The organism is Aminicella lysinilytica (assembly GCF_004362975.1).
GTDB classification, from domain to species: domain Bacteria; phylum Bacillota; class Clostridia; order Peptostreptococcales; family Anaerovoracaceae; genus Aminicella; species Aminicella lysinilytica.
The window spans coordinates 1-26208 of record NZ_SNXO01000033.1; the positions used below are offsets into that span (position 1 = coordinate 1).

At 45.3% G+C, this 26208-nt stretch carries 24 protein-coding genes, 2 tRNA genes and 1 rRNA gene; 18 read left to right on the plus strand and 9 right to left on the minus strand.

All coding sequences use genetic code 11. The features are described 5' to 3' along the window. Positions 1–222 precede the first annotated feature (222 nt). The 3 genes from rrf to EV211_RS08410 all read left to right on the plus strand — a co-directional run bounded on the left by rrf (position 223) and on the right by EV211_RS08410 (position 528). Positions 223–339 (plus strand): 5S ribosomal RNA (rrf, locus tag EV211_RS08400). 23 nt (positions 340–362) lie between these two features. Next, positions 363–437, plus strand: a tRNA-Glu gene (locus tag EV211_RS08405). A gap of 8 nt (positions 438–445) precedes the next feature. Then, a tRNA-Leu gene (locus EV211_RS08410) sits at positions 446–528 on the plus strand. 62 nt (positions 529–590) lie between these two features. Here the strand turns inward: EV211_RS08410 and EV211_RS08415 are convergent. After that, complete coding sequence (locus EV211_RS08415) at positions 591–1577, minus strand: ribonuclease H-like domain-containing protein (protein WP_133528990.1); 987 nt, start codon at positions 1575–1577, stop codon at positions 591–593. 244 nt (positions 1578–1821) lie between these two features. On the opposite strand from EV211_RS08415, the gene proC reads away from it, so the two are divergent. From proC to EV211_RS08460, 9 genes are all read left to right on the plus strand, one after another. Beyond that, positions 1822–2625, plus strand: coding sequence for a pyrroline-5-carboxylate reductase (gene proC, locus EV211_RS08420; protein WP_133528991.1), 804 nt, complete (start codon positions 1822–1824; stop codon positions 2623–2625). A gap of 15 nt (positions 2626–2640) precedes the next feature. Beyond that, positions 2641–3198: an NUDIX domain-containing protein gene (locus EV211_RS08425; RefSeq protein ID WP_133528992.1), complete on the plus strand. Its 558-nt coding sequence runs from the start codon at positions 2641–2643 to the stop codon at positions 3196–3198. Positions 3199–3215: 17 nt separating this feature from the next. Beyond that, positions 3216–4103 carry a tyrosine-type recombinase/integrase gene (locus EV211_RS08430; protein ID WP_133528993.1) on the plus strand — a complete coding sequence of 296 codons (888 nt, stop codon included), beginning with the start codon at positions 3216–3218 and terminating at the stop codon, positions 4101–4103. Positions 4104–4268: 165 nt separating this feature from the next. Then, positions 4269–4616, plus strand: a complete 348-nt coding sequence (gene rplS, locus EV211_RS08435) for a 50S ribosomal protein L19 (RefSeq protein ID WP_133528994.1) — start codon at positions 4269–4271, stop codon at positions 4614–4616. A gap of 102 nt (positions 4617–4718) precedes the next feature. After that, a complete protein-coding gene (gene ylqF / locus EV211_RS08440) occupies positions 4719–5618 on the plus strand; it encodes a ribosome biogenesis GTPase YlqF (RefSeq protein ID WP_133528995.1) in 900 nt (299 codons plus the stop codon). Positions 5619–5634: 16 nt separating this feature from the next. Next, positions 5635–6300, plus strand: a complete 666-nt coding sequence (locus EV211_RS08445) for a ribonuclease HII (RefSeq protein WP_133528996.1) — start codon at positions 5635–5637, stop codon at positions 6298–6300. 18 nt (positions 6301–6318) lie between these two features. Further along, positions 6319–7998: a formate--tetrahydrofolate ligase gene (locus EV211_RS08450; RefSeq protein WP_207668006.1), complete on the plus strand. Its 1680-nt coding sequence runs from the start codon at positions 6319–6321 to the stop codon at positions 7996–7998. Positions 7999–8107: 109 nt separating this feature from the next. Continuing rightward, the gene (locus EV211_RS08455; protein WP_133528997.1) at positions 8108–8740 is read left to right on the plus strand and encodes a cyclodeaminase/cyclohydrolase family protein; all 633 of its coding nucleotides are present in this window, start codon (positions 8108–8110) and stop codon (positions 8738–8740) included. 14 nt (positions 8741–8754) lie between these two features. Continuing rightward, positions 8755–9627 (plus strand): bifunctional 5,10-methylenetetrahydrofolate dehydrogenase/5,10-methenyltetrahydrofolate cyclohydrolase, encoded by an 873-nt coding sequence (locus tag EV211_RS08460; RefSeq protein ID WP_133528998.1) that lies wholly within the window; start codon positions 8755–8757, stop codon positions 9625–9627. Here EV211_RS08460 and EV211_RS08465 read toward each other — a convergent pair. From EV211_RS08465 to EV211_RS08500, 8 genes are all read right to left on the minus strand, one after another. Next, positions 9617–10765: a DHHW family protein gene (locus EV211_RS08465; protein ID WP_133528999.1), complete on the minus strand. Its 1149-nt coding sequence runs from the start codon at positions 10763–10765 to the stop codon at positions 9617–9619. The genes EV211_RS08460 and EV211_RS08465 overlap by 11 nt on opposite strands. Positions 10766–10774: 9 nt before the next feature. Beyond that, positions 10775–12178 (minus strand): MBOAT family O-acyltransferase, encoded by a 1404-nt coding sequence (locus tag EV211_RS08470; protein WP_133529000.1) that lies wholly within the window; start codon positions 12176–12178, stop codon positions 10775–10777. Further along, positions 12168–12653: a DUF4358 domain-containing protein gene (locus tag EV211_RS08475; protein ID WP_133529001.1), complete on the minus strand. Its 486-nt coding sequence runs from the start codon at positions 12651–12653 to the stop codon at positions 12168–12170. Before EV211_RS08475 ends, EV211_RS08470 begins: the two co-directional genes overlap by 11 nt. After that, positions 12653–13441 carry an SGNH/GDSL hydrolase family protein gene (locus EV211_RS08480; RefSeq protein ID WP_133529002.1) on the minus strand — a complete coding sequence of 263 codons (789 nt, stop codon included), beginning with the start codon at positions 13439–13441 and terminating at the stop codon, positions 12653–12655. Before EV211_RS08480 ends, EV211_RS08475 begins: the two co-directional genes overlap by 1 nt. A 224-nt stretch (positions 13442–13665) precedes the next feature. Beyond that, entirely contained in the window at positions 13666–14736 is a 1071-nt protein-coding gene (gene leuB / locus EV211_RS08485; RefSeq protein ID WP_133529003.1) for a 3-isopropylmalate dehydrogenase, read from the minus strand. Next, the gene (leuD, locus tag EV211_RS08490; RefSeq protein WP_133529004.1) at positions 14736–15224 is read right to left on the minus strand and encodes a 3-isopropylmalate dehydratase small subunit; all 489 of its coding nucleotides are present in this window, start codon (positions 15222–15224) and stop codon (positions 14736–14738) included. The genes leuB and leuD overlap by 1 nt, the downstream gene beginning before the upstream one ends. Beyond that, positions 15224–16486 carry a 3-isopropylmalate dehydratase large subunit gene (gene leuC, locus EV211_RS08495; RefSeq protein WP_133529005.1) on the minus strand — a complete coding sequence of 421 codons (1263 nt, stop codon included), beginning with the start codon at positions 16484–16486 and terminating at the stop codon, positions 15224–15226. The genes leuD and leuC overlap by 1 nt, the downstream gene beginning before the upstream one ends. Before the next feature lie 12 nt (positions 16487–16498). After that, positions 16499–18205: a 2-isopropylmalate synthase gene (locus EV211_RS08500; protein ID WP_133529006.1), complete on the minus strand. Its 1707-nt coding sequence runs from the start codon at positions 18203–18205 to the stop codon at positions 16499–16501. Positions 18206–18672: 467 nt separating this feature from the next. Here EV211_RS08500 and ilvB point away from each other — a divergent pair, with 467 nt between their 5' ends. The 6 genes from ilvB (at position 18673) to EV211_RS08530 (ending at position 26080) form a co-directional block, all read left to right on the plus strand. Next, positions 18673–20334, plus strand: a complete 1662-nt coding sequence (gene ilvB / locus EV211_RS08505) for a biosynthetic-type acetolactate synthase large subunit (protein WP_133529007.1) — start codon at positions 18673–18675, stop codon at positions 20332–20334. Between the two features lie 16 nt (positions 20335–20350). Continuing rightward, on the plus strand, positions 20351–20860 hold the full coding sequence (gene ilvN / locus EV211_RS08510) for an acetolactate synthase small subunit (protein ID WP_133529008.1): 510 nt from the start codon (positions 20351–20353) through the stop codon (positions 20858–20860). Between the two features lie 44 nt (positions 20861–20904). Beyond that, positions 20905–21906, plus strand: coding sequence for a ketol-acid reductoisomerase (gene ilvC, locus EV211_RS08515; protein WP_133529009.1), 1002 nt, complete (start codon positions 20905–20907; stop codon positions 21904–21906). Positions 21907–21929: 23 nt separating this feature from the next. Then, positions 21930–23597 carry a dihydroxy-acid dehydratase gene (gene ilvD / locus EV211_RS08520; RefSeq protein ID WP_133529010.1) on the plus strand — a complete coding sequence of 556 codons (1668 nt, stop codon included), beginning with the start codon at positions 21930–21932 and terminating at the stop codon, positions 23595–23597. A gap of 862 nt (positions 23598–24459) precedes the next feature. Next, positions 24460–25074: a DUF47 domain-containing protein gene (locus EV211_RS08525; RefSeq protein ID WP_166635417.1), complete on the plus strand. Its 615-nt coding sequence runs from the start codon at positions 24460–24462 to the stop codon at positions 25072–25074. Between the two features lie 10 nt (positions 25075–25084). Beyond that, positions 25085–26080, plus strand: a complete 996-nt coding sequence (locus tag EV211_RS08530; protein ID WP_133529012.1) for an inorganic phosphate transporter — start codon at positions 25085–25087, stop codon at positions 26078–26080. The last annotated feature ends 128 nt before the right edge of the window (positions 26081–26208 follow it).

Below are 26208 nucleotides of genomic sequence, written 5' to 3' on the forward strand. Positions count from 1 at the left end.
AGGCCGAAAGCTTGGCCGGAAATGACTTCCGGGAAGATTGTGGTCATGAAGATCATGCGACATTGTTCGGATTTGAGGGTATCTAAGATACTCTTAGTAACGAAGCGATTTCGCGTAATGCGCGGCGTGCGACAGAGTGAGAAAGGAACGTACTTCTGGTACGTGACTGACGAACGATGGAGCAACAACAATGCAGTACACGAAATAAGCGAGTTAGCTGAATCCGGTGGCTATAGCGAAAAGGTTACACCTGTTCCCATCCCGAACACAGAAGTTAAGCTTTTCCGCGCCGATGATACTTGGTGGGCGACTGCCTGGGAAAGTAGGTCGTTGCCGGTTCAGCTTTTTTAATAAAAAAATGTGGCCCCATGGTCAAGCGGTTAAGACACCGCCCTTTCACGGCGGTAACTCGAGTTCAATTCTCGATGGGGTCACCAAATAATGTGCGCGATTGGCGGAACTGGCAGACGCGCTAGATTTAGGATCTAGTGGGAGACCGTGTGGGTTCAAGTCCCTCATCGCGCACCACTAATAAACAGGCATAGCCTGTTTTTTTAGTGGTGCACATATGATGAGTAGGGACTTGAACCCTAAAGTTCTAATAATTTAAGAAACCGCATAACGAAGGCGTTGATCTCCATATAGTTTATCTTGTCATGGGTTTTCAGCAGCAGATAGCCGCTTTCGTAGGCTGGATATCGTTCCAGATCTGATAGATCATTCAGGATAGCCTGGGCGTCAATTACGGATATGCCAGGACGGATAGATTCTGACGGGATAGTTATCTCTGCATGGTGATCGGAAGCGTTGATATACATATTATATGGTGTGGATTCCGTAGGGAAACAAATATAGTCGTTATTTACGATACCTTTTCTTGCGGAAATATGCAGACCGTCGGAGACGATAGTGCACTTATTCACTATAAAGTCACCAGCCGGATAACCGAGGCAGAACATTGCACGGTGTATGTCTGTCATAGATAATATGGGCAGTAATTTATACAGCTGCATCACATCATCGTGGTTGTGCAGCGTGATTTTTTCTTCCAGTTCATAGGAAGGATGATTTACGTAGCGCTCATATAGTTGAACACTCTGGTAACCGTTGATCTCGTCGTCACGGGTGTCTGATATGCCGTAGAAAAATTCAACGTTTTTCTGTGATAGGGAATCAAGACTTTTCCTGAGCTCTGAGTATCTGCTGAGGATCATATAGAGATCCAAACTATAGTAGTGAAGGTTAGTAGATATGTTATGTTTGGCTGCCCGTTTTTCTAAAAAAGGCATATCAAAAGAGCGGCCGTTATAGGTAACTATGCAGTCGGCACGGGAAAGGACGGCTAAGGTATTTCTTATGACCTCGGCTTCATCTTCAGGCCTTTCAGCAAAGTACTGGATGCATTGGCTATCTGCTCCGTTTATCTCAAGGATCCCCGTGAGGATTATCTTGTCGCGGGCGGGCATCAGCCCTGTAGTTTCAATATCGAAGATTGCCACATTGCAACCCTTGAAATACATATCAAAGGCCTTACTGCTGTATTTTTCAATTGTATGTTTTCTTATTATTTCTTTCATATTTTTTTCCGTTATAACAAAATAGACCGCAGGGGTGCAGTCTACTTTGTTCAAAAGGGGTATTGGGATTAGAGATTAATGAGGTTATCAGGGGGATAACCACAATGCAATTATATAAGATTTCTTAAGAAAATGCAATAGCAACTACAAAAAAAATCGGTTTTTTTGTAAATAATATCTATTCATTTATTTGTTTACCGGTGTTATAATATTGTAAAGCGATGCAGCGGAGTTAGGAGGAGTTATGAAGTATGGTTTTATAGGCGTCGGTAATATGGGTGGCGCAATTCTACACGGCTTATTGGATTCAGGTGCTATTACAACTGAAAATACAATAATATGTGGACGTGACTATGAGAAGACAAGCCGTATGGCTAATGACCTTGGTATAGAGGCTGTCAGAGAACAAAGGGCTCTTGTTGAAAGGAGCGATATTTTTTTTCTTGGCGTGGAGCCTAAGAATTTCAAGGACATAATGCCTGCAGTGGCTAAGGGATATGATGATAAGAAGTTATGTGTGTCTATGGCTGCCGGAATTATGATAGATTATCTGGAATCCTTTTTAGGAGAGGATTCGAAAGTAATAAGAATAATGCCTAATACACCTGCTAAAGTGGGAGAAATCATGGTCTCAGTGAGCAGGAATGCCAATGTAACGGACGAAGAAGTGGAAACTATAGTCAGACTCTTCTCATCCATGGGAAAGGCTGCAGAAGTCTCTGAGGACCTTATACATGCAGTCATAGGCGTAAGCGGAAGCAGTCCGGCATATACCTATATGTATATAGATGCTTTGGCCAAGAGCGCAGCCGACTATGGTATGTCCCCTGACAAAGCCAGGGTATTTGCCGCTCAGGCAGTAATAGGAGCGGCAAAAATGGTTTTGTCCACTAATGAAGACTTGGGCAAGCTTGTGAAAAATGTCTGCTCCCCGGGAGGGACGACTATAGAGGCAGTGGAATCTTTGCAGGATAGTGGCTTCGAGAAGATCGTGGAGAAAGCCGCTAAGGCAGCTATAGAAAAATCTATTTCTATGAGTAAACAGTAAATCGAGGAGAATGACATGACATTTGAAGAGAAAACTATTGATTCGGAATATGTTTTTAAAGGGAAACTTATTAAGGTCAGGAGAGACAAGGTTACCACAGTAGATGGTGAATCAATACGTGAAATAGTGGAACATTCCGGTGGAGTGGTAATAGCCGCTCTTAAGGAAAATGGGAACATGCTCATGGAGCGGCAGTTCAGGAAGCCTGTCGAGGGAATTGTTTTCGAGGCGCCGGCCGGAAAGATAGACCCTGGTGAAGAGCCCGTAGACGCTGCTTTGAGGGAACTGAAGGAAGAAACAGGCTACACGGCCCGCAAGATAGAGTTCCTGACGAAGACATATCCGTCTGTAGGCTTTTCGGCCGAGATACTGTATATTTACCTTTGTACTGAGCTTGAGGCAGGAGAGACGGATTTCGACGACAATGAGGCTATAGATCTGGAAGAACACAGTATAGATGAACTTTATGATATGGTAATTGCAGGTGAAATCATTGATGCCAAGACTCAGATAGCTGTAATGATGGTGAAGGGAATGATAGATAAAGGCGAATTGGCTGACTATCTTGATTAGATGTATAGGAGAAACCGATGGAAATCAAAGATTTTTTAGATTATTTGACTGCTGACAGGAAAATGTCAGATAATACAGTAGGAGCCTACAGGCAGGATATTACTGCCTTCAGCAAATTTCTGGAGGGAAGGGGTATCGGGTCCATGGCGGAAGCAACTAATACAGCAGTAGTAGCTTATCTGATGGATTTGAAGAATAGCGGGAAATCCAGCTCTACAGTCAGCCGGAAGCTGGCTTCTATCAGAGCTTACTATCGCTTCCTGGTAAACAAGGGAATCGTAAAGGTCAATCCGACTGAGGATATCAAAGCTCCCAAGATAAGCAGAAATGAAATATCATATTTTACTATAGAGGAAATTGAAAAACTGCTCGATATGCCGGATGATTCAACTAAGGGAAAGCGTGACAGGGCTATACTGGAAGTGCTCTACGCCACAGGCATAAGGGCCAGCGAGATAATAGAACTCAGAGTATCTTCAATAAATCTGAGAATGGGTTTCGTCACATGCAACGGAGATCATGGTAAGGCCAGAATAGTGCCTATCGGTTCACCTGCCAGGAAGGCTTTGGAAGATTATTTGGGGAATAGCCGTCCTGCCTATATGCGAAATGGCGATGCTGAAGATAATGAAGGAATGCTTTTCGTGAATTATGTGGGCGAACCCCTTACAAGACAAGGCCTGTGGAAGATACTCAAGCAGTATGGCGGCGAAGCAGGGCTCACTGAGATCACTCCGCAGATGATCCGTAATTCATTTGCTATGCATATGGTTCAGAACGGCATAGATATGAAGTCGCTGCAGGAGCTTATGGGTCATGAGGACATACTGGCAACTGAGGCATATTATGAGCATAACAGGAGCAGCATCAAGGATGCTTATGATAAAACCCATCCAAGGGCTTGATAAGGGCCGATTTGACAGGCTTTTAAGGGAAATAGTCCTTGCATTGAGCAAGTCATTATGATATAATATTTCAGTATTACGGGCGGTCCTCTGAATGAGTGCTGTACAGTTAAGCACATAAGAGCATTGCAAGAACGTCTACGAGGGAAGGAGGATATAATCATTATGAATTCAATAGATGCAATCAATCAGGAATACCTGAAGAAGTACATACCTGATTTCAACATTGGTGATACTGTTAAGGTATTCATCAAGATCAAGGAAGGCAACAGAGAAAGAATCCAGACTTTTGAAGGCTTCGTACTTAAGCGTCAGAATGGTGGAATAAGCGAGACATTTACTGTTAGAAGGATAGCTTCTGGCGTAGGCGTTGAGAAGACTTTCCCGATCCATTCACCATGGGTAGAGAAGATCGAAGTAGTAAGGAAAGGCGACGTTAGAAGAGCCAGACTTCACTACATGCGTGGAAGAACTGGTAAGTCAGCTAAGATCAAGACTAAGAAAGACAAATAGTAAAAGGCGGGAACCGGCAGGTTCCCCTTTTTGTTACTAAAGCGATGCATTATCATTCAATTAACTGATTAATGCGACAAATTGGAGAGGAGGCTCAATTATATGGATAATATTAACTGGTACCCGGGCCATATGAAGAAGACCAGGGAACTCATAAGAGATAATTTAAAACTGGTAGATATCGTCATAGAGGTAATTGACGCCAGAATACCTGTTTCCAGCAGAAACCCGATAATAGATCAGTTGGTTGGGGATAAGAAGCGCATAATCGCATTGAATAAGAGCGATCTGGCTGATCCCGCCCAAAACGAGTTATGGCTGAAACACTTCAACAGTGACAATACTAAGGCTGTATCTACTAACTGCAACAGCGGAGCCGGAATCAAAGGATTGTTTGATGTGCTGGAAAAGGAACAGAGAAGTATTCTGAAAGCTAAACAGGAAAGCAATGCGGCAACCGAAGCAAATGTTAAAACTGAAGGTGATGCCAGGGTCGCCGTACGTAAAAGCATTCCACTTAGAATGATGATAGTAGGCGTTCCAAACGTAGGCAAATCATCTTTGATCAATAGAATGACAGGGAAGAAAAGTACTCAGACGGGAGATCGTCCGGGTGTAACAAAGGGTAAACAGTGGCTTACGCTTACTAATGGCATGCAGCTTCTGGATACGCCGGGTATATTATGGCCGAAGTTTGAAGACCCTAAGGCCGGTTTGAATCTGGCTTTCTGTGGATCGATTAAAGACGAAATATTAGATGTAGCAGATTTGGCACTTTCCTTTATTGGAGACATACAGGAGATGTATCCACAATTGCTGCTCGACAGATATAATATAGACGAAATATCAGAAATGCCTCTGGGCACTATGGAGGCTATAGCCTTGAAGCGTGGTTATATCCTACCCGGCAAACGGATCGATTACGATCGGTGCGGACGCGCCGTTATAGACGAATTCAGAGCCGGAAAAATAGGAAGGGTCACATTGGAAATATCCAAATAGCAGAAAGAGGTAAGCTTTGAAAAAGGCTGAGAGAGAAAAATATTTACAAGAAAAATTAATCGATATGAAAGCCTGCGAGAAGCAATTGCATCTCGCGGGATTCACATATATAGCAGGGACTGACGAGGTCGGTAGGGGACCTTTGGCAGGACCAGTCGTAGCCGCAGCAGTCGTGTTGCCTGAAGACTTCAGCGTACTGGGAGTAGATGATTCCAAGAAACTTTCCGAAAAGAAGCGGGAAGAACTTTATGATCAGATACTTGATAAGGCGCTGGCATATGGATTCGGACAGCGTGACAATAATGTCATCGACGAGATCAACATCCTGGAGGCAACCAAGCTTTCCATGCTGGATGCTATCGCCGAGGCGGACAAAATGCTGCTTGATAACACCGGAGAGATAATAGGACATGTTTTGATCGATGCGTTGAAGCTTGATGCACTGGAGAAACCGCAGACCGCTATCATTAAAGGTGACAGCAAATGCGTTTCTATAGCGGCAGCATCCATAATCGCCAAGGTCAGGCGTGACCGCATGATGCGTGATTACAGCCAGGAATACCCGGGCTATGATTTCGAGAAGAACAAGGGCTACGGCACCAGATCACATTATGAGGGGATCAGCAGATTGGGTATAACGCCGATCCACCGAAAAACATTTCTAAAAAATCTTAATCTTTAAGGAAAAGGAGACAGAAAAATGGAAATCAAATCAGACATTCAGATCGCTCAGGAAACTAAGATGAAAAACATCGTAGAGATCGCTGAAACTGCAGGAATCGATGACAAGTACATCGAGACCTATGGCCAGTATAAGGCTAAGATCGACTATAAGTTGCTTGAGGATATGAAGGACAAACCAGACGGAAAACTGATTCTGGTAACAGCAATTTCCCCTACACCGGCAGGAGAGGGCAAGACCACTACATCTGTAGGACTTGCTGACGCGCTTCACAGGCTGGGCAAAAACACCATGGTAGCTCTTCGCGAGCCATCACTGGGACCTGTATTTGGAATCAAGGGCGGCGCTGCCGGCGGCGGATATGCTCAGGTAGTTCCAATGGAAGATATCAATCTTCATTTTACAGGAGATATGCACGCAATTGGAGCAGCAAACAATCTGATTGCCGCTATGATAGACAATCATATACAGCAGGGCAACAGCATGAAGATAGATCCGAGGAAGATCACATGGAAGAGAGCCATCGACATGAACGACAGGCAGCTTCGTCACATAGTTGACGGTCTTGGCGGCAAGCCAAGCGGCGGTCCAAGAGAAGATGGATTCGAGATCACAGTAGCCAGTGAGATAATGGCTATTCTGTGTCTTGCTCACAACATAGATGATATGAAGGAGAGAATATCCAAAGTAATCATTGGATACACATATGATGACGAGCCTGTAACAGTAGCTGACATCAAGGCACAGGGCGCAGCAGCCGCACTGCTGAAGGACGCTTTGAAACCTAACCTTGTCCAGACACTGGCGTACACGCCGGCATTCATCCACGGTGGACCTTTTGCTAATATCGCTCACGGATGTAATTCACTGATGGCTACTAAGATGGCCTTGAAACTTTCGGATTACACTGTTACAGAGGCAGGATTCGCTGCTGACCTGGGAGCTGAGAAATTCGTAGACATTAAATGCCGCAAAGGTGGACTGAAACCATCAGCCTGCGTCATAGTTGCTACCGTAAGAGCTCTTAAGTACCACGGCGGCGTTGCCAAGGCTGAACTGAACAAAGAGAATCTGGAGGCTTTGGAGAAGGGCATGCCAAACTTGCTTCAGCATCTTGAGAATGTCACACAGAAGTACGGTTTGCCTGCAGTCGTAGCAATCAATGCTTTCCCGACTGATACAAAAGCAGAACTTGATCTTGTTGAGGAAAAATGCAGGAAGCTGGGCGTAAATGTCGTTCAGTCAGATGTATGGGCCAAAGGTGGAGCAGGCGGCGAAGAGCTGGCCAAGAATGTTCTGGACCTTTGCGAACACGGCGAGAACAATTTCAAATATGTTTATCCACTGGACCTGTCCATTAAGGATAAAATCGAAGCGATTGCCAAGAATGTATACAGAGCTGACGGCGTAGTTTATGAAATGAACGCCAAGAAACAGCTGAAGAGACTGGAAGAACTTGGATTTAATGACCTGCCTATATGCATGGCCAAGACTCAATTCAGTTTTTCTGATAATAAAAACCTGCTTGGAGCTCCGAGAGGATTCGAGATCACGATCACCAGCATCAAAGTAGATGCAGGCGCAGGATTCATAGTTGCCAACGCAGGCAGCATCATGACTATGCCAGGACTCCCTAAGGTTCCGGCAGCAGAAAAAATCGACGTAGATAACAACGGAAGAATAACAGGATTGTTCTAAAGACGATTGATTTGGCAGGGAGTTTTTGCTCCCTGCCTTTTGTTTCTCTTGACAAGTATTTTACTCGATAATATACTTAAATCAAGGCTAGTGAGAAAGGCGATGAAAAATGATGATAACTGATAGCACATGTAAGGAATTCGTCAGTTTGCTTGGCAGCGACGCACCGGTACCCGGAGGCGGCGGAGCATCTGCTCTGGTCGGAGCTGTAGGTGCGGCTCTCGGCAATATGGTAGGCAGTCTGACAACAGGCAAAAAGAAATATGCTGATGTTGAAGAAGACATACAGAAACTAATGAAGAGAGCGACGGTACTGCAGCAGGAACTATTGGATTGCGTCGAGAAGGATGCTCAGGTATTCAAGCCTCTGGCGGCGGCCTATGGCATGCCTCATGAGACGGAAGAGGAAAAGAAAGCCAAGGCTGAGGTCATGGCTGTAGTCCTGAAGGATGCCTGCGAAGCACCAATGGAAATAATGAGAAAATGCTGCGAGGCTATTGACATATGCGGAGAATTTGCCGCAAAGGGCAGCAGGCTCGCTATAAGCGACGCCGGCGTAGGGGTGAATTTCTGCAAGGCAGCTCTTCTTGGGGCAAGCTTAAACGTATTCATCAATACTAAATCAATGGCTGACAAAGAATACGCTGCTGAGGTCAATGCTGAGGCGGACAAAATGCTAAATGAATATACCGTCAGAGCGGATGAGGTTTTTGCTGAGGTTTACTCGGGATTGAGAGCTTAAGAAGGGAGACCGACATGATACTTAATGGTGATGTGGTAGTTGAAGAAATCAACAAAGAGCTTACAGGGAAAATAGAAGAACTGAAGAAACACGATGTGTTTCCTACTATTGCATTGGTAAGAGTGGGAGAGCGTTTTAGTGATATAGCCTATGAGGCAATGATAATCAGGACCTGCAAGACTCTGGGCATTGAGACCAGGATGTTCAGGTTTGCTTCAGATGTACGTCAGGTGAAACTGATAGATTGTCTGGAAGCCATCAATGAAGATGATGATATCCATGGCGCCTTGGTATTCATGCCGTTACCTAAAAATCTCGATGAAGATGCAGTCAGAAATGCGCTGGATCCTAAGAAGGATCTGGACGGGATCACTGATGGAGCGCTGGCCGGGATGATATCTAAGGACTATAAAGGTTATCCCCCTTGTACAGCAGTAGGATGCATAGATATGCTCGACCATTACGGCATAGGAATAGAGGGCAAGAAGGCTGTGGTAATAGGCAGAAGCAAGGTTATAGGCGAGCCTGCAGCATTACTTCTGACGTCAAGGAATGCTACCGTTACAGTTTGTCATTCCAGGACACCTGAAGAATGCCTGAGAAAATACTGCGCTGATGCAGATATAATCGTCTTAGCTACAGGACATCCGGGGATATTTACTGCAGATATGGCTTCACCGCAGCAGGTGATACTTGATGTGGGCATTAATATTATGCCTGACGGAGGTATTATGGGAGATGCAGCCTTTGATGAAATCAATGAAAAAGTCGCTGCCATCACACCTGTTCCTGGAGGAGTAGGCGGAGTGACAACGGCTGTATTGATGAAACATATCATCGGTGCGGCAGAGGCCATTGCATCGACTAAGCCGGGGTTTAATTTGTAAGCATCATCCCCAGAGAATCATCTGTGAAGAAAGTATTGCCATTATAAAGGAACAGCACCTGAGAAATGTTGTTTGCCTTGATAATGTCATTTATATCGTCGTAGAAGTACCTTGGGTCTACTACGACGATTTTTTTATAATGCTGAGCCAGGAAAGGAATGAAACTGTTGGCGTAGGAGTCTTTTACCAGCAGCAGATTTCCCACCGATTTTACAGGAGTCTGTATAGTATACATAGGATGGTTACTGCCGCCGAATACTGTGTAGGCGTCTTTCTTTTCCAGGTTATCGAGTTGATAGAACTGCGTCGTCTTTTTCTTAGTATCGGCATAGTAAATGACGGAATTCTTATACCCCTTTGCCTTGCTGGTTGCCGGCAGGTAAATTTTGATGGCATCATCTTTACCGTTGGTAAATCCGCTCTTAGAATAGAGCGTACCTTTGAAATCGTTTTTAACTGCATAAGCTTTATAGTTGATTGAATCCTTGAAACCCATAACTTTACATGACTTCCTGAAAGCCAGATAAGCACCGTCCGTAGTCCAGTGGTGGTCTGTGCGATAATACAACTGCGTATCATCCTTGTTAGCTTTGAAGGTGCTGCGTACATCGATAGGTGTTATGCCGTCGTTCTTGATCCTGGCGAAGAAATTATCCATATATTTATTCTGATCGTTGAGCCTGACTGTGGCAGGAAGTTTATCGCTGAGGATATTTGCCGCATTAGGCGCCAGCAAAAAGTACATCTTCATCCTTCCGTATTTTCTCCTGAACTGTGTCAGGGCTTCTTCTGTAGTCTTCAGGTGATCGTCCGGTGCGGTGATTTTCTCCATGAGATAATTATCTCTGCATCTGTAAACACCGTTAGCTTCTAATTTACCCTCTGTGATGTCTGTAGCGGATTTTGCTTTGATGAAAGCGTTGCGGGCAACAAACTGGTCGTTTGCATAGTTTTCCAGTTTGGTCTCATAGCGGCCTTCCATATAAGTGCTGATGGAAAAGTGCGGCAAGGTCTGTAACATACGGTTTTCAGCCGAAGAAAAGCTCTTATCAGGCAATAGTAGATTGCACAGGAAGAATATCGCAAGTATGGCTACGAAGCATATTCCTATTATTTTTGTAAATTTCTTATCATTCATGATTCTACCCTAAAATCTGAAGTACAGGAACGGATTGTACGAACTGTAGATCAGGTAAGCTACCGACAATATAAAAATAACAAATATGATCACTATACCGAACACAGGCTGATTCTTATTAAAGAACTGGAATTGCTTCCTCGGTTCCGGCGTACTGAGCACTCCTGAGAGTACAAGCAGAACCAGATTGGTTCTGAGCAGATACAATGTAGTCATATTGGCGAAAGGGAAAGCCCCGACGCCAAAAAGCACGCCTATGTAAGATATAGCTGTTGACAGATCCGTACTGCTGAAGAATACCCAACCTATCATAACTATGAGCATTGCATATATGTGCTGTGCCCAGGAAGGGGCCTTCTCAAGGTATTGCCCATATATGTATTTCTCCAAGATCAGCAGGACACCGTAGTAAGTACCCCACATGACGAAATTCCAGCTTGCACCGTGCCATAATCCGGTCAGGGACCAGACAATCATAAGATTCAGGATATGTCTGTGTACAGGCACTCGATTGCCTCCAAGTGGAATATACAGGTATTCGCGGAACCAGGTGCTTAGGGAAATATGCCATCTCCTCCAGAATTCTGTTATGGTCTTGGAAATGTATGGATAGTTGAAGTTCTCCATGAATTCGAAGCCGAACATACGGCCTAGACCGATGGCCATGTCCGAATATCCGCTGAAGTCAAAGTAGATCTGCAATGTATATGCAATTATTCCTATCCAGTAGGTGACTACCGACACCTGGCTGTCAGGCAGAGCGATTATGGCCGTATGCAAGGCACCCAGGTTGTTGGCCAGCAGGACCTTCTTGCCGAGGCCATATATGAACCGGATAGATCCTGTTCCGAATTTTTCCAGGGATTCCGTACGCTCTTCCAGCTGCTCTGCCACATCCCTGTACTTGACAATAGGACCTGCAATCAACTGCGGGAACAGAGAAAGATACAAGGAAAATTTCAGCAGACTATACTGAGGTTTCACGCGGTCTCTGTAAACATCGAAAATATATGACAGGGCCTGGAAGGTATAGAATGAAATACCTATAGGCAGTGCCAGTGCTGTGTAGTGGAAATCGGTACCCAGGATACTGTTGATAGTGTCCATGAGGAAACCGAAATATTTGAAAAAGCACAGAATAAACAGATTCACGACTAAAGTGAAAAGCATACTGTTTCGACCGGTGCCGCCGTGTCTTTTGTCTTTGGCGATTTCAAGAGCCATGAAATAATTGAAGAAAGCGCTGTATATCATAAGGAACACGTACACAGGCTCGCCCCAGCTATAGAACAAAAGGCTGGCTGCCAGTAGTATTATGTTGCGCGCTGTCATATACTTCTTAGGCGTAATGAAATATGCCGCCAGAACGATCGGCAGGAAATAGAATAAGAAGATGATGCTGCTAAATAGCATGTTGGAACACCTCCTCATATTTCTCCGGAGTTTTGCTCACGCAATAAAAGAGATATCTGCCTTTCTTTATAACAAAGGCGTTCTTCAGCAGGGACACCTGCGTAGGACCGTAACTTTCGAAAGTAGAAGTCTGCTGGCTTATCCTTTCTTCTACGGCGTCCTGAACTGCGTCAAGATCGCTGCGGTGCTTGGCTTTAACGATAAGGATCTCATCTACACCAAGAGACTCCTTGCTCTTATAGTAGATGTAGGAGTCATAATTCAGATAATCCAGACCGATAAACTGCTTAAGTTGCCTGTCGTTACATTTCTGCATGGTTTCTATGTTGGTTTTGGCTTTCAGATCATTTTCGATTTTAGACATGGAAACATTATCTGCATTGGCTCTGCTATAGACCACTGCCAGAAAAATTACCAGTACGACAACGAGTACGATCTTTGTCATGGCGGAATTGTTAGATACTATTTTGTACATTACAGGCCCGCTTTCAAAATCATATTATTCAGCCACATATTATAATACCCGGGACTAACATGAATGCCATCGCCGGCATAGAAAGACTTATGTTCTTCAAGAATGTAAGTGTTATCTACATAGGTGATATGCATATCTTTACACATGGATTTCAGTGCTTCGTTGAATTTCTTATAGCTTTTAATGGATTTATTTTTCTTTAAGGCTGATTCTGACGGTGTGGATATGCTGTTAACGAATAAACGGGTATCAGGGGACTTCTTTCTGAAGTCACGGAGCAGTTCCTTGTATTTGGATGTGAATCTGTTGGCATTACCGTTGTAATTGCCCATATCGTTCATACCAAAGGCAAAGAAGGCGAATTTAGGGTAGGTGCCTGCTGCTGAACCGAACAGGTCGTCGCCGTTCATTATTGAAGCACCTATTTTACAAAATACCTGATCCTTCCTGAGAAAGCCGTAATCGCTCAGGCCTTCAGTGATAGAATCTCCGATTACAACGCTGGTATTGAAAATTTTCTGATACTGTGATTTCGAGAGCTTGTCACTACCATTGTAAGTAGAAGCATTCGATGTGTTATCGAGTGCTCTGACCTGATCTTCAACTGTGGCTACTTTAGAATAGTTGAATGAAGAAATCGTGGAAATATTTCCTCTTACAGTCTGATCACTATAATCAGCGTTATGATTCATATGAATGAGATTGAAAATAAAAACAATCAACAGAATGAATAATACCGCAAGAAATACAAGATATTTTCTGACTTTAACGTTCTTAAACTTAAACAACTAAATGCTCCTCCCAATAACACCCTAATAAAACATTAACTGTTAAATATCATATATAATGAGGTGCTAAAAATCAATAGGAATAGTCTTTGTTTTTCCTTAAATATTCTTAAGGGCAACTTTACCGTCACTTACGCCCAGACACTAAAACTAAAATAAATAATCGAGGGCCGCGACCATATGCAGGTTACTACCCTCGAAACAATTATGCGCTAACGCTATAGTTATATTTCCGCAGCGATGAGATCGCCGGCTTTGATTGTGGTTACTGATTCTTTGGCGTCGCCGCAGAGGTCGGCTGTGCGATAGCCATTCTTCAGGAATTTATGAACGGCATTTTCTATTGATGCGGCTTCATCCATGAGACCGAAGGTGTAACGCAGCATCATTGCCGCGGACAGGATAGTGGCAATTGGATTTGCCTGGCCTGTACCTGCGATATCAGGCGCTGAACCGTGGACTGGTTCATACATACCGAAGTTGCCATCAGCAAGACTTGCTGATGGGAGCATGCCTATGGATCCGGTGATCTGGCTGGCTTCATCTGAAAGAATATCTCCGAACATATTACTTGTTACTATCACATCGAACTGCTTAGGGTTTCTTACCAGCTGCATGGAGGCATTGTCAACATAAAGGTTATCAAGAGTCACATCCGGATAGTCTGCGGCGACTTCAGCAACTACGCGGCGCCACAGCCTGGAACTCTCCAGAACATTGGCTTTGTCAACGCTAGTGACTTTTTTGCCGCGCTTCATGGCCATATCGAAGGCAACCTTTGCGATGCGTTTTACTTCGCCCTCAGAATATTCCTCGACATCGTAAGCCGCAGGCCCCATAGGAGTATCTTTGTGGCCCTTTTCACCGAAGTAGATGCCGCCGGTCAGTTCGCGGACTACAACTATATCCAATCCGCCGGCAATGATTTCAGGTTTCAGGGGAGAAGCATCTGCCAGTTCATCGAAGACCATAGCCGGACGCAGGTTTGCGTAGAGGCCTAGGGCCTTCCTTATGCCCAGGAGGGCCCTTTCCGGACGTTGCTCGCCTGGCAGAGCATCCCACTTGGGACCGCCTACAGCGCCAAGGAGCACCGCATCACTGTTTTTGCAGATGTTTACGGTTTCGGATGGCAGGCACTCACCAGTTTCATCGATAGCGGCTCCGCCGGCCAGGACCTGGGTATAGTTGAATTTGTGATTGAATTTATCTCCGACTTTATCAAGTACTTTAAGAGTTTCGGCAACGACTTCAGGGCCGATGCCGTCGCCCGGTATAACTGCTATATTGTAATTCATTATTTAGCCTCCTTAATGCTGTTGATCAGGCCGCCCTTGGATATTATGTTCTGTATAAATTCAGGGAAGGGCAGGGCATGATAAGTTTCTCCTCTGGTCAGGTTTTCTATAGTACCGGAATCGAAGTCTACTGAGACCTCATCACCGGTTTGGATTTTTTCACTGGCCTCAGGGCATTCCATAATAGGAAGGCCGATGTTGATGGCGTTTCTGTAGAAGATCCTGGCGAAGGTAGAAGCGATGACGCAGCTTATGCCGGAAGCCTTGATGGCTATAGGCGCGTGTTCACGGGATGATCCGCAACCGAAATTTTCGCCGCCTACCATAATATCACCATTCTTTACAGTAGTAACGAAAGTTTTATCTATGTCCTCCATGCAGTGGCTGGCAAGTTCCTTATTATCTGTGGTGTTCAGGTAGCGGGCAGGGATTATTACATCCGTATCCACATTGTTTCCATATTTATGTACTCTTCCTTTTGCGTCCATTATTTGCTCCTTTCCGGTCCGCAGATCTTGCCGGCAATGGCTGATGCTGCCGCTACAGCAGGGCTTGCCAGATAGACTTCTGAGTCTGTGGCTCCCATTCTGCCTACAAAGTTTCTGTTAGTCGTTGCTACGCAGCGTTCGCCACTGGCCAGGATGCCCATATGGCCTCCCAGACAAGGACCGCAGGTAGGAGTCGATACGATACAGCCGGCGTCGATGAAGGCATCTATATAGCCGTTTTTGATGCTGTCCTTATAGACCTTCTGTGTGGCCGGGATGATTATGGCCCGCAGGCCTTTGGCAACATGTTTGCCTTTTAATATGTCTGCGGCGGCCTTCATATCGGAAAGCCTTCCGTTGGTGCAGGAGCCGATGACTACCTGATCGATGGTAACATCTCCGACCTCATCTATGGTACGGGTATTTTCCGGCAGGTGAGGGAAGGATACCGTAGGTTTGATGCCGGATAAGTCTATGTTGTAGACTTTCTCGTATTCAGCGTCGGCATCAGCTTCGTAAACCTTATAGTCTCCTTGGACACGGCCGTCCATGTAATCCTTTGTTATGTCATCGACAGGGAAGATGCCATTCTTACCGCCGGCCTCGATAGCCATATTGCATATACACAGCCTGTCATCTATGGTCAGGCTGGCAACGCCGGGGCCTGTGAATTCCATGGATTTGTAAAGGGCACCGTCAACGCCGATCATGCCTATGATGTGCAGAATCACGTCTTTACCGCTGACATTTTGGTTCAACTTGCCGGTTAGCACGAATTTAATTGCGCTTGGCACCTTGAACCAGGCTTGCCCTGTGGCCATGCCTGCTGCCAGATCCGTGGAGCCTACGCCTGTGGAGAATGCTCCCAGAGCTCCGTAGGTGCAGGTGTGAGAGTCGGCGCCGATGATGGCTTCGCCGGCACAGACCAGGCCTTTTTCAGGGAGAAGGGCGTGCTCGATGCCCATTTCTCCTACGTCGTAAAAATTGTCTAAGTCGAAGCGTCTTGCGAAGGTGCGGCATTTCTTGCACTGCTCGGCGCTTTTTATGTCTTTATTTGGCGCAAAGTGATCCATTACCAGGGAGACTTTGCTTTTATCAAAAACACTTTCAAAGCCGGCGCCGTCGAATTCCTTGATGGAGACGGGACCGGTGATGTCGTTGGCCAGTACCATATCAAGGCTGGCGTTTATAAGCTGGCCTGCCTGAACGCTTTCCATGCCTGCGTGGGCTGCCAGGATTTTTTGTGTCATTGTCATTCCCATTATGTATTCTCCTTATCTGACAAAGTGATCTTTCTTGTTCATTCTGTTTACAGCGCTGACAAGGGCATTGACCGAGGCCAAAATGATGTCGTCGTGGGTGCCTACGCCCCAGAACTGATTGCCAAGCTGGTCTTCTATGCATACATAGGCCGCAGCCTTGGAGTTGGAGTCGGCACTTATGGCGTGCTCTGAGTAGGTCACAAATTTATAGTTGAAGTTGTACGGCGTCTTGTTCAAGCCGTTGCTGACAGCATCCAGACGACCGTTTCCTTCGGAGTTTATGTTGAATATCTCTCCGTTTATGTCTATTCTCATGTCAACGGAAAAGCTGTCGCTGGCGCCTGATTTAGTCGATGACGTATGCTTGAATGTGGCGTCTGTAATGTCTATAGGGTCGAAGTAGTTTATATACTCTTCGGAGAAGTAATTGAAAATTTCCTTAGTTGAAAGCTCTTCATGGTGCTTGTCGGAAATATCCTTCATCATATATCCAACTTCCGCGCGCATAGGGTTAGGAATGACGAAACCGTAATCTCTTTCGATTACATAGGCTACGCCGCCCTTACCGGACTGGCTGTTTATCCTGATGACATCGCCGTCGTATTCGCGGCCTACATCGTGAGGATCTACCGGCAGATAAGGGACTGTCCATCTGGTTGGATCCATGGCTTCTCTCCACTTCATGCCCTTTGCTATGGCATCCTGGTGTGAACCGGAGAATGCTGCGAAGACAAGAGCTCCGCTGTAAGGGTGTCTCGGATCCACGGTCATGCCGGTAGCCTTTTCATAGGCTTCAACTACCTCAGGCATATTGGAAAAGTTCAGCTTGGGATCAACTCCGTGGGTGAACATATTCATGGCGATGGTGACTATGTCAACATTGCCTGTACGCTCGCCGTTGCCGAAGAGCGTTCCTTCTATTCTATCACCGCCGGCCAGAAGTCCAAGCTCTGCATCGGCTACGCCGGTACCTCTGTCATTATGAGGGTGCAGGGATAGTACGACATTCTCCCTGTCATGTAGATTTTTGCTCATGTATTCTATCTGGCTTGCGAAGACGTGCGGCAAAGACATTTCCACAGTAGCAGGAAGATTGATGATCACCTTTTGTTCAGGCGTCGGCTCCCATATGTCGATGACTTCGTTGCAAATGTCTCTGGCAAATTCCATTTCAGTTCCCGTGAAGCTTTCAGGGGAATACTCGAACTGGAAATCCGTATCAGGATACTGCTCGGCGATTTCCTTGATCAGGCGGGCACCTTCCCTGGCGATTTCTATTATTTCACTTTCGGAGGCCTTGAATACCTGCTGGCGCTGAGCTACTGATGTGGAATTGTACAGATGTACCACTGCATGTTTGGCGCCAATAAGGGCGTTGAATGTTTTTTCTATTATATGTTTCCTGGATTGGGTGAGCACCTGAAGGGTAACATCGTCGGGAACCAGATCTTTATCGATAAGTGTCCTGAGAAATTCAAACTCAGTTTCTGATGCGGCAGGGAAGCCGACTTCGATTTCCTTGAACCCGATCTTGCAGAGGTACTGGAACATTTCCAGCTTCTCATCAAGGCTCATTGGAACTATCAGGGCCTGGTTGCCGTCTCTCAGGTCGACGCTGCACCATCTTGGCGCTTTGGTTATGTGATCTTTCTTTACCCAATCACAGGATGGGACGGGTGGGACGAAATATCCGACCTTATACTTTTCGTAGTTTTTCATTATGATCTCCTCTCGTTTCTCTTGACTACTGGTGAGGTACCCATTAAAAAAGTCTCTTCACGACAGTTAATTATCGTAAAGAGACGAAAAATTCTATATTTCCGCGGTACCACTCTTCTTGATGCTGCCGGTCCATCAACCGGTCTGACATCCTCTCGTTTAGAAAGTGTGCTCGGGGGTGAGACATCGAAGGGCGCCTGCAAACCTTTCACCAATTCGGTTGCTCTCTGTGAGGCGACGAGTTTCGACTTATTCCCGTCATAGCTAACTTGATTTCTTTAAGTTATATTACTAATATAATGTATAAAATCAGTTTTGTCAACCAAAAATTGTGAGAAAGATTAATAAATCTTGTATTTTTTTGTGTGCAGTTACAAAAAATCTGTTGACATTTAGTTCATGTGGGCTATAATAGGTTTATGAACAGAGCGAGGAGCTCTTAATTATTTGACGGAAAGGGAGATTTTATGAAACTGACAGGATCACAAGTTGTGGCAGAAGTACTGCTGGATCATGGTGTTGATACTGTATTCGGATATCCGGGCGGTACAGCTCTGAATATCTATGATGAATTATACAAGTACAGCGACAGAATCAAACATATACTGACTGCTCACGAACAGGGTGCTGCCCATGCCGCGGATGGTTACGCGAGAGCTACGGGAAAGACAGGAGTTGTTTTTTCCACCAGCGGTCCAGGTGCTACTAATCTGGTTACAGGCATAGCGACGGCATGCATGGATAGCAGCCCACTAGTAGCCATTACAGCTAATGTACCGGATAATCTCATAGGTAGAGATTCATTCCAGGAGATATATATCACTGGTATCACTCTACCGATTACCAAACAGAATTATTTCGTAAATAAGATAGAGGATCTGGAGCCAGCATTGAGAGATGCTTTCCGTGTAGCAAACAGCGGAAGGAAGGGCCCTGTCCTGGTTGATATAACCAAGGATGTTACAGCGGCTACAGTGGAATTTACCAACAAGCCACCATTGGAGTTACAACCTTTGCCAACTGTTGATAAAGAAGATCTGATGGATATAGTCAAGGTCATCAACAATGCGGAAAAGCCTGTTGCTTATATTGGAGGAGGCTGCATAGCATCACTTGCCTGTAAGGAAATCAATGATCTGATCGACAAGGCTGACATACCTGTGGTACATACACTTATGGCTACCGGTATAGTCGGATGTGATAATGAATTGAATCTGGGACTTGTGGGAATGCATGGAAGTGTTGCCGCAAACAGAGCGATAGATCAGGCTGATGTAGTCATTGCTCTTGGCTCGAGATTCAGCGATCGTGTAGCTCAGGACACTAAGAAGTGGGCCAGAAGAGCCAGAATAGTACAGGTCGATATAGACAAGAGTGAAATAAACAAGAACGTAATGGTTGAGAAAAACTGCGTGGGAGATATCAAGGATTTCCTTACAAGAGCTCTTCCATATGTAGATAAAGCCAGACATATAGAGTGGCATGACAAGGTAGTAGGATGGAGATCCAAGGAGCGAGTAGTCAAGGCATCACCTGAGTACATGCACCCTAAGGAAGTTATGAGCAAACTCAGCGAAATGGTCGATGATGAGGCTATATATGTGACCGATGTAGGCCAGCACCAGATGTGGGCAGCTCAGTATCTGAAACATAAGAAACCAATGAAATTCATAACAAGTGGAGGACTTGGCACTATGGGATTCGGATATGGAGCAGCTATTGGAGCCAAGATGGGTAAACCTGACTGCAGAATCGTTCATATTACCGGGGATGCTTCGTTCCATATGAATCTTAATGAGGCCTGCACAGCAGTCAGCAATGATCTGCCTATAATAACCGTGATAATGAACAATAAAGTTCTGGGAATGGTATATCAGTGGCAGACAGCATTCTATGGAGAAAGATACTCCAATACGACGCCGGAAAGAAAGACGGATTTCGTCAAACTGGCCGATGCTTTCGGAGCCAAGGGCTACAGAGCCAGAACTCTAGATGAATTTGAAGCAGTTATGAAAGAAGCACTTAAAGCTAAGGGTCCTGTATGGATAGACTGCGTAATAGACCGAGATGAAAGAGTATTACCATTTATACCGGGCGGCAAGACTGTCGACGACATAATAGTAGATTAGGGAGGGGGCGCAGAATATGTATAAACCATTGAAGAAAGAAATAGTCAGCGTTCTTGTCCTTAACCAGGCTAACGTTCTGACAAGAGTTGTAAGTCTTTTCGGAAGAAGAGGTTTCAACATAGACTCATTGACAGTGTCAACTACTAACGATCCGGAACTATCTAGAATCACCATAGTCTTCAGCGCGACTGAACAGTCTATGCAGCAGATAATTACCCAGACTGAAAAACTGGAGGTAGTCAAGAGCATCTTTATTTTGAACCGTGAAAACAGTATCTACAGAGAGCTGCTCATGATAAAGGTAAATGCTACCGAGAAAGAAAGAACTTCAATTAAGGAAATCGTAGATATTTATAGAGGCAAGATCGTGGATCTTTCCAAGGACAGCATGATAATAGAACTTACGGGAGCACCGGAGAAAATAGACGGATTTATGGATGTTATAAGCGTTCATGATGTAGTGGAAGTTTGCAGGACCGGAATAACCGGTATTGAAAGCAACGCACGAAACGCCAAAAAATTATAATTTGTTTACTATATTTTTGAATAAATAAAAAAAAGGAGAGAAAAATGATAACGAAGTATTATGATCAGGACTGCAATTTAGGAATGTTAGATGGAAAGACAATTGCCATCATCGGTTTTGGAAGCCAGGGACATGCCCATGCTATGAACCTGAATGAAAGTGGAGCAAAAGTAGTAGTAGGATTGAGACCGGATTCAAGTCATGTAGCAAAGGCAAAGAACGCCGGGCTTACAGTAATGGGAATCGAAGAGGCTGCTGAAGCCGGCGACATCGTAATGATGCTGACACCGGATGAACTTCAGGCTAAGATCTATAAAGAGCAGGTAGAGAAACATATGAAACCAGGCAATGCATTGGCATTTGCCCATGGCTTCAATATTCATTATCAGCAGATCATCCCGCAGAAGGATATCGATGTAATCATGATAGCTCCTAAAGGACCGGGTCACATCGTAAGAGAAACTTATACTCAGGGCGCAGGCGTACCTTCACTTATCGCAGTTTTCCAGGACGCTTCAGGCAAGGCTAAGGATATCGCTCTGGCATATGCATCAGGAATCGGAGCAGGCAGAGCCGGAATCCTTGAGACAACATTCAAGGAAGAGACTGAAACAGACCTGTTCGGTGAGCAGGCAGTTCTCTGCGGAGGCATCACAGCACTGATGGAAGCTGGATTCGAGACATTGACAGAAGCTGGCTATGCTCCTGAGATGGCATACTTCGAGTGTATCCACGAGATGAAGCTGATCGTAGACCTGATCAACGCTAAGGGATTCAGCATGATGAGATATTCCGTTTCAAACACAGCTGAATATGGTGACTACATAACAGGTCCTAAAATCGTTACAGAAGAAACTAAGAAAGCTATGAAAGGCGTTTTGAACGACATTCAGGACGGAACATTCGCAAGCAACTTCATTCAGGAGTTCAATGCAGGTGGAAAGGCTAACTTCCTGGCTATGAGAGCTAAAGAAGCTGAGCATCCTCTTAATGCTGTAGGAACTGATCTGCGTTCGATGATGAGCTGGTTGAAGGAAGATAAATAAAGTAAAACTGGAGAGGTTAGATTATGGCTAAGAGAAGTGATAATGTAACCAAAGGCGTAGAAAGGGCTCCGATGCGAAGCCTTTTTTACGCTATGGGTTACACTAAAGAAGAACTGGAAAGGCCTTTGATTGGCGTTGTTTCAGCTCATAGTGAAATAGTTCCGGGACATATAAACCTGGACAAAATAACAGAGGCAGTAAAAGCCGGCGTCAGAATGGCAGGCGGTACTCCTATAATGTTCCCATCAATCGGTGTCTGCGATGGCATTGCCATGGGTCATGTGGGAATGAAGTACTCACTTGCCAGCCGCGAGCTTATTGCAGATAGCGTCGAGACTATGGCAGCAGCCCATCAGTTCGACGGGCTTGTGCTGGTGCCTAACTGCGACAAAATAGTTCCGGGAATGGTCATGGGTGCTGTCAGACTTGACATACCTGCAGTCGTCTGCTCGGGAGGGCCGATGATGAGTGGCCTCGTAGACGGAACAGAAGCTTCGCTATCAAAAATATTTGAAGCAGTAGGCGCTCGCAAAGCCGGCATCATTGACGATGCCGGTCTGGAAGAGTATGAACAAAATATTTGCCCAGGTTGTGGCTCATGTTCAGGCATGTACACTGCAAACAGCATGAATTGCCTTTGCGAGGCTATAGGCATAGCTTTGCCGGGCAATGGCACGATCCCTGCAGTTCACAGCGGCAGAATAATGCTGGCAAAACATGCCGGCATGGCAATAATGGATCTGGTGGAGAAAAATATTACAGCTCGCCAGATAATCAATGAAAAGTCCATAAGAAACGCAGTTGCCTGTGATATGGCCCTGGGTTGCTCAACTAACAGCGTGCTTCATCTTCTGGCTATTGCCCATGAGGCAGGAGTAGAGTTGAATATGGAAATATTTAACGAGATAAGCGCCAAGACGCCTAACCTCTGCCACCTTGCTCCGGCCGGCGGCACTCATATGCATGATCTGAATAATGCAGGGGGAGTTCAGGCTGTCCTGGCTGAATTGAACAAAAAGAATCTCATAGATACTTCGCTGATTACGGCTAACGGTAATACGGTAGCTGAAAATATCAAGAATGCCAGAGTCAAGACTGATGCTATCAAACCGATAGATAAGCCTTTTATGGAAAGTGGCGGACTTGCTATTATGTGGGGAAACATTGCTCAGGAAGGCAGCGTGGTCAAACGCAGCGCTGTGGCTCCTGAAATGCTTCAGCATACGGGTCCTGCCAGAGTTTACAACAGTGAGGAAGAAGCTATCAAGGACATATATGAAGGTAAGATCAATGATGGCGATGTAGTTGTTATCAGATATGAGGGCCCTAAGGGCGGCCCGGGAATGAGGGAGATGCTTAATCCGACCAGTGCTCTTGCGGGCATGAAAAAGGATAAGACTGTAGCGCTTATTACTGACGGAAGGTTTAGTGGAGCCAGCCGTGGAGCTTCTATCGGACATGTCTGTCCGGAGGCAGCCAGCGGGGGTAACATCGGGCTTCTTAAGGAAGGGGATATCATTGAAATCGATATTCCTGCAGGAAAGCTTAATGCCAGAGTCAGTGATGAGGAGTTCGCTGAACGCCGAAAGGCTTATGTTCCAAGGGAACCTAATATCAAGAGTGGTTGGCTTTACAGGTATTCTAAGATGGTAGGGCCTGCTAGTAAGGGAGCTATAATGCTTGAGGACTAGGCATATTTCTGAAGAGCGTCGCTAGTCCTCGTGACAGACAACCATATAGTCTCACTCGTCAAGAACAGAATGTGTGGCAAACTCGTTGAAATTTAAAAAGCCTCCTATGGAGTCTTTAAAATAGAATCCTTTAGACAAATCATACAAGTAAGATTTGTCTTGTAGGATTCTATTTTTAATTTCAACTCAGACAGTGCCGCACATTTGTCTGTTCTTGTCACTCGTTTGCGACTATGGCTGTACCTGTCACTGCGGGATCGCTTGCATCTTCAGGAATATGCCTTGGGTTGAAAGTGGCTTTGGTTTTAGTTTTGTTTACTCTTACTCCTGCGGAATCGCCGGCGGGTCAACTAGTCGCCTTGGGTTGAAAGTGACCTTGGTTTTAGCTTTGATTGCATTTACTCCTGCGGAATGGGAGACCTAACCCGGCGAAGAATGAGCCGCTGGTAGGTCCCCTGTCAGGACCGCAGTGCTTCAGCACGTTGCCTGTTTTACGTGGCTTCAGCCACAGTGCAAAACAGGACAGCGTAGCAGTTGAAGACTGCGAAGGAGTGATGCGTGCTTGCACCATCACGTTGGCGGTCTACGGCCTTGGCGGGTCAACTAGTCGCCTTGGGTTGAAAGTGGCCTTGGTTTTAGCTTTGATTGCTCTTACTCTTGCGGAATGGGAGACCTAATCCGGCGAAGAATGTGTGGCAAACTAGGCAAAATGCCTAAAGCCTTCTGCGACTATGGCTGTTCTTCTTGTTTGGCTGTCCTGGGTAATATTCATGTTAAATCTATGTTAAATATGTGTAAGTTTGTGTTGCTAATAGATTGCATAAGTGGTATATTTAAGCCAATTACGGGAGGAATACAGTACATGAATAAAAAGAAAGATAAGATCTTCACGTTGTTGGTGAAGATAGCGGAGAATATGAAGGATTGCGGTGAGATGTTCTGTGATTTCAAGATCACATCGGAGATAGATCTCGGCGTTTTCTCTGAGAAAATGAAGGACCTTGAAAGCAGGGGAGATACAACGGTACATGAAACTATGGTGGAATTGAACCATGCTTTGATAACTCCAATAGACCAGGAGGACATTCTTGTCATTGCAGAGAATATGGATACGGTAGTAGACTGTATGGAAGAGGCATCAGCTTTTTTCTATCTGTATAATGTACAGGAACTGGACAAATACATGGAGGAATTTAGAAAGTATATCAAACTTTGCACTTATGAGCTTTTCGAGGCTATCAATTTGCTGGCGGACCGGAAGGTAACTATGATAAAGAAGCATACGGTAAATGTCAAGACCCATGAAGAAGCATGCGATACCATCGAAAGGACAGCTCTACGCGAACTTTTCGCAAACTGCAATGATCCAATAGAGATAATTAAAATGAAGGACATATATTCTATGCTGGAGGATACTGTTGACACATGTCAGAATGTGGCCAAAGTACTTGATTCAATAGTGATGAAGAACGCTTAGGGGTGATGCAATGATACAATTAGTTATTATAATAGCATTGGCACTGACTTTTGACTTCATCAACGGGTTTCATGATACAGCCAACGTTATAGCAACAGCAGTATCTACGAGAGCTCTGCGACTTCGTACAGCTATACTTATCGCTGCGGTCATGAATTTTACTGGTGCGGTGCTGTTTACAGGCGTGGCCAAGACCATAGCCACAGGCGTAGTAGATCTGAACACCGTGACCAACGGCACATACGTGATCATGGCTGCAATGATATCAGCCATTGCATGGAACCTTATCACATGGTATTTCGGCATACCGAGCAGTTCATCCCACGCATTGATAGGATCTTTGGCCGGAGCCGCCTTGGCAGACGCAGGATTGTCAGCCGTGAACTTCCACGGATTTATCACGATCTTCGCATCCCTGATAATATCCCCGGTAATAGCCATTGCAGTAGGCTTTGTTGTATTCACCATTATCAAAAAGATAGTGGTCAGAATGAGCATATATAAGGCAAATTCCGGCTTGAGAAAGTTTCAGATTTTCACTGCCGCTTTCCAGGCTTTTTCTCATGGATCCAACGATGCACAGAAATCCATGGGCATAATAACCATGGCTCTTGTAAGCTTCGGGGTCCAGAACGATATGACAGTGCCCCATTGGGTACAGCTGGCCTGTGCAGTGGCCATGACACTGGGCACATCCATAGGCGGCTGGAGAATCATCAAGACAGTAGGCACGCAGATAATGAAACTCAGACCAATAAACGGAGTGGCAGCAGATCTGTCAGCATCTTTGGTAATACAGATAGCAACACATCTGAACCTGCCTGTAAGCACGACTCACGTCATATCATCAGCAATAATAGGCGTTGGCACAGCCCAGAGAATCAAAGGCGTCAAGTGGGGAACAGCTCGGAAGATGGTCATTGCCTGGTTCATTACGATACCAATAAGCATACTGATGTCATCGGGCGTATTTATACTGGTAGCCAATATAGCACAGGTTATTTGACATAAGCGTAAGCCTGTTCATAATATGGACGGGTTTTTTTAAGTATGACGGGCATGCCGTCAATCTGTGGTGAAAGTCCACGTGGGGCGTAGTTGCCGACGAACCCCAAAGCGACTTGCAAGTTTCAC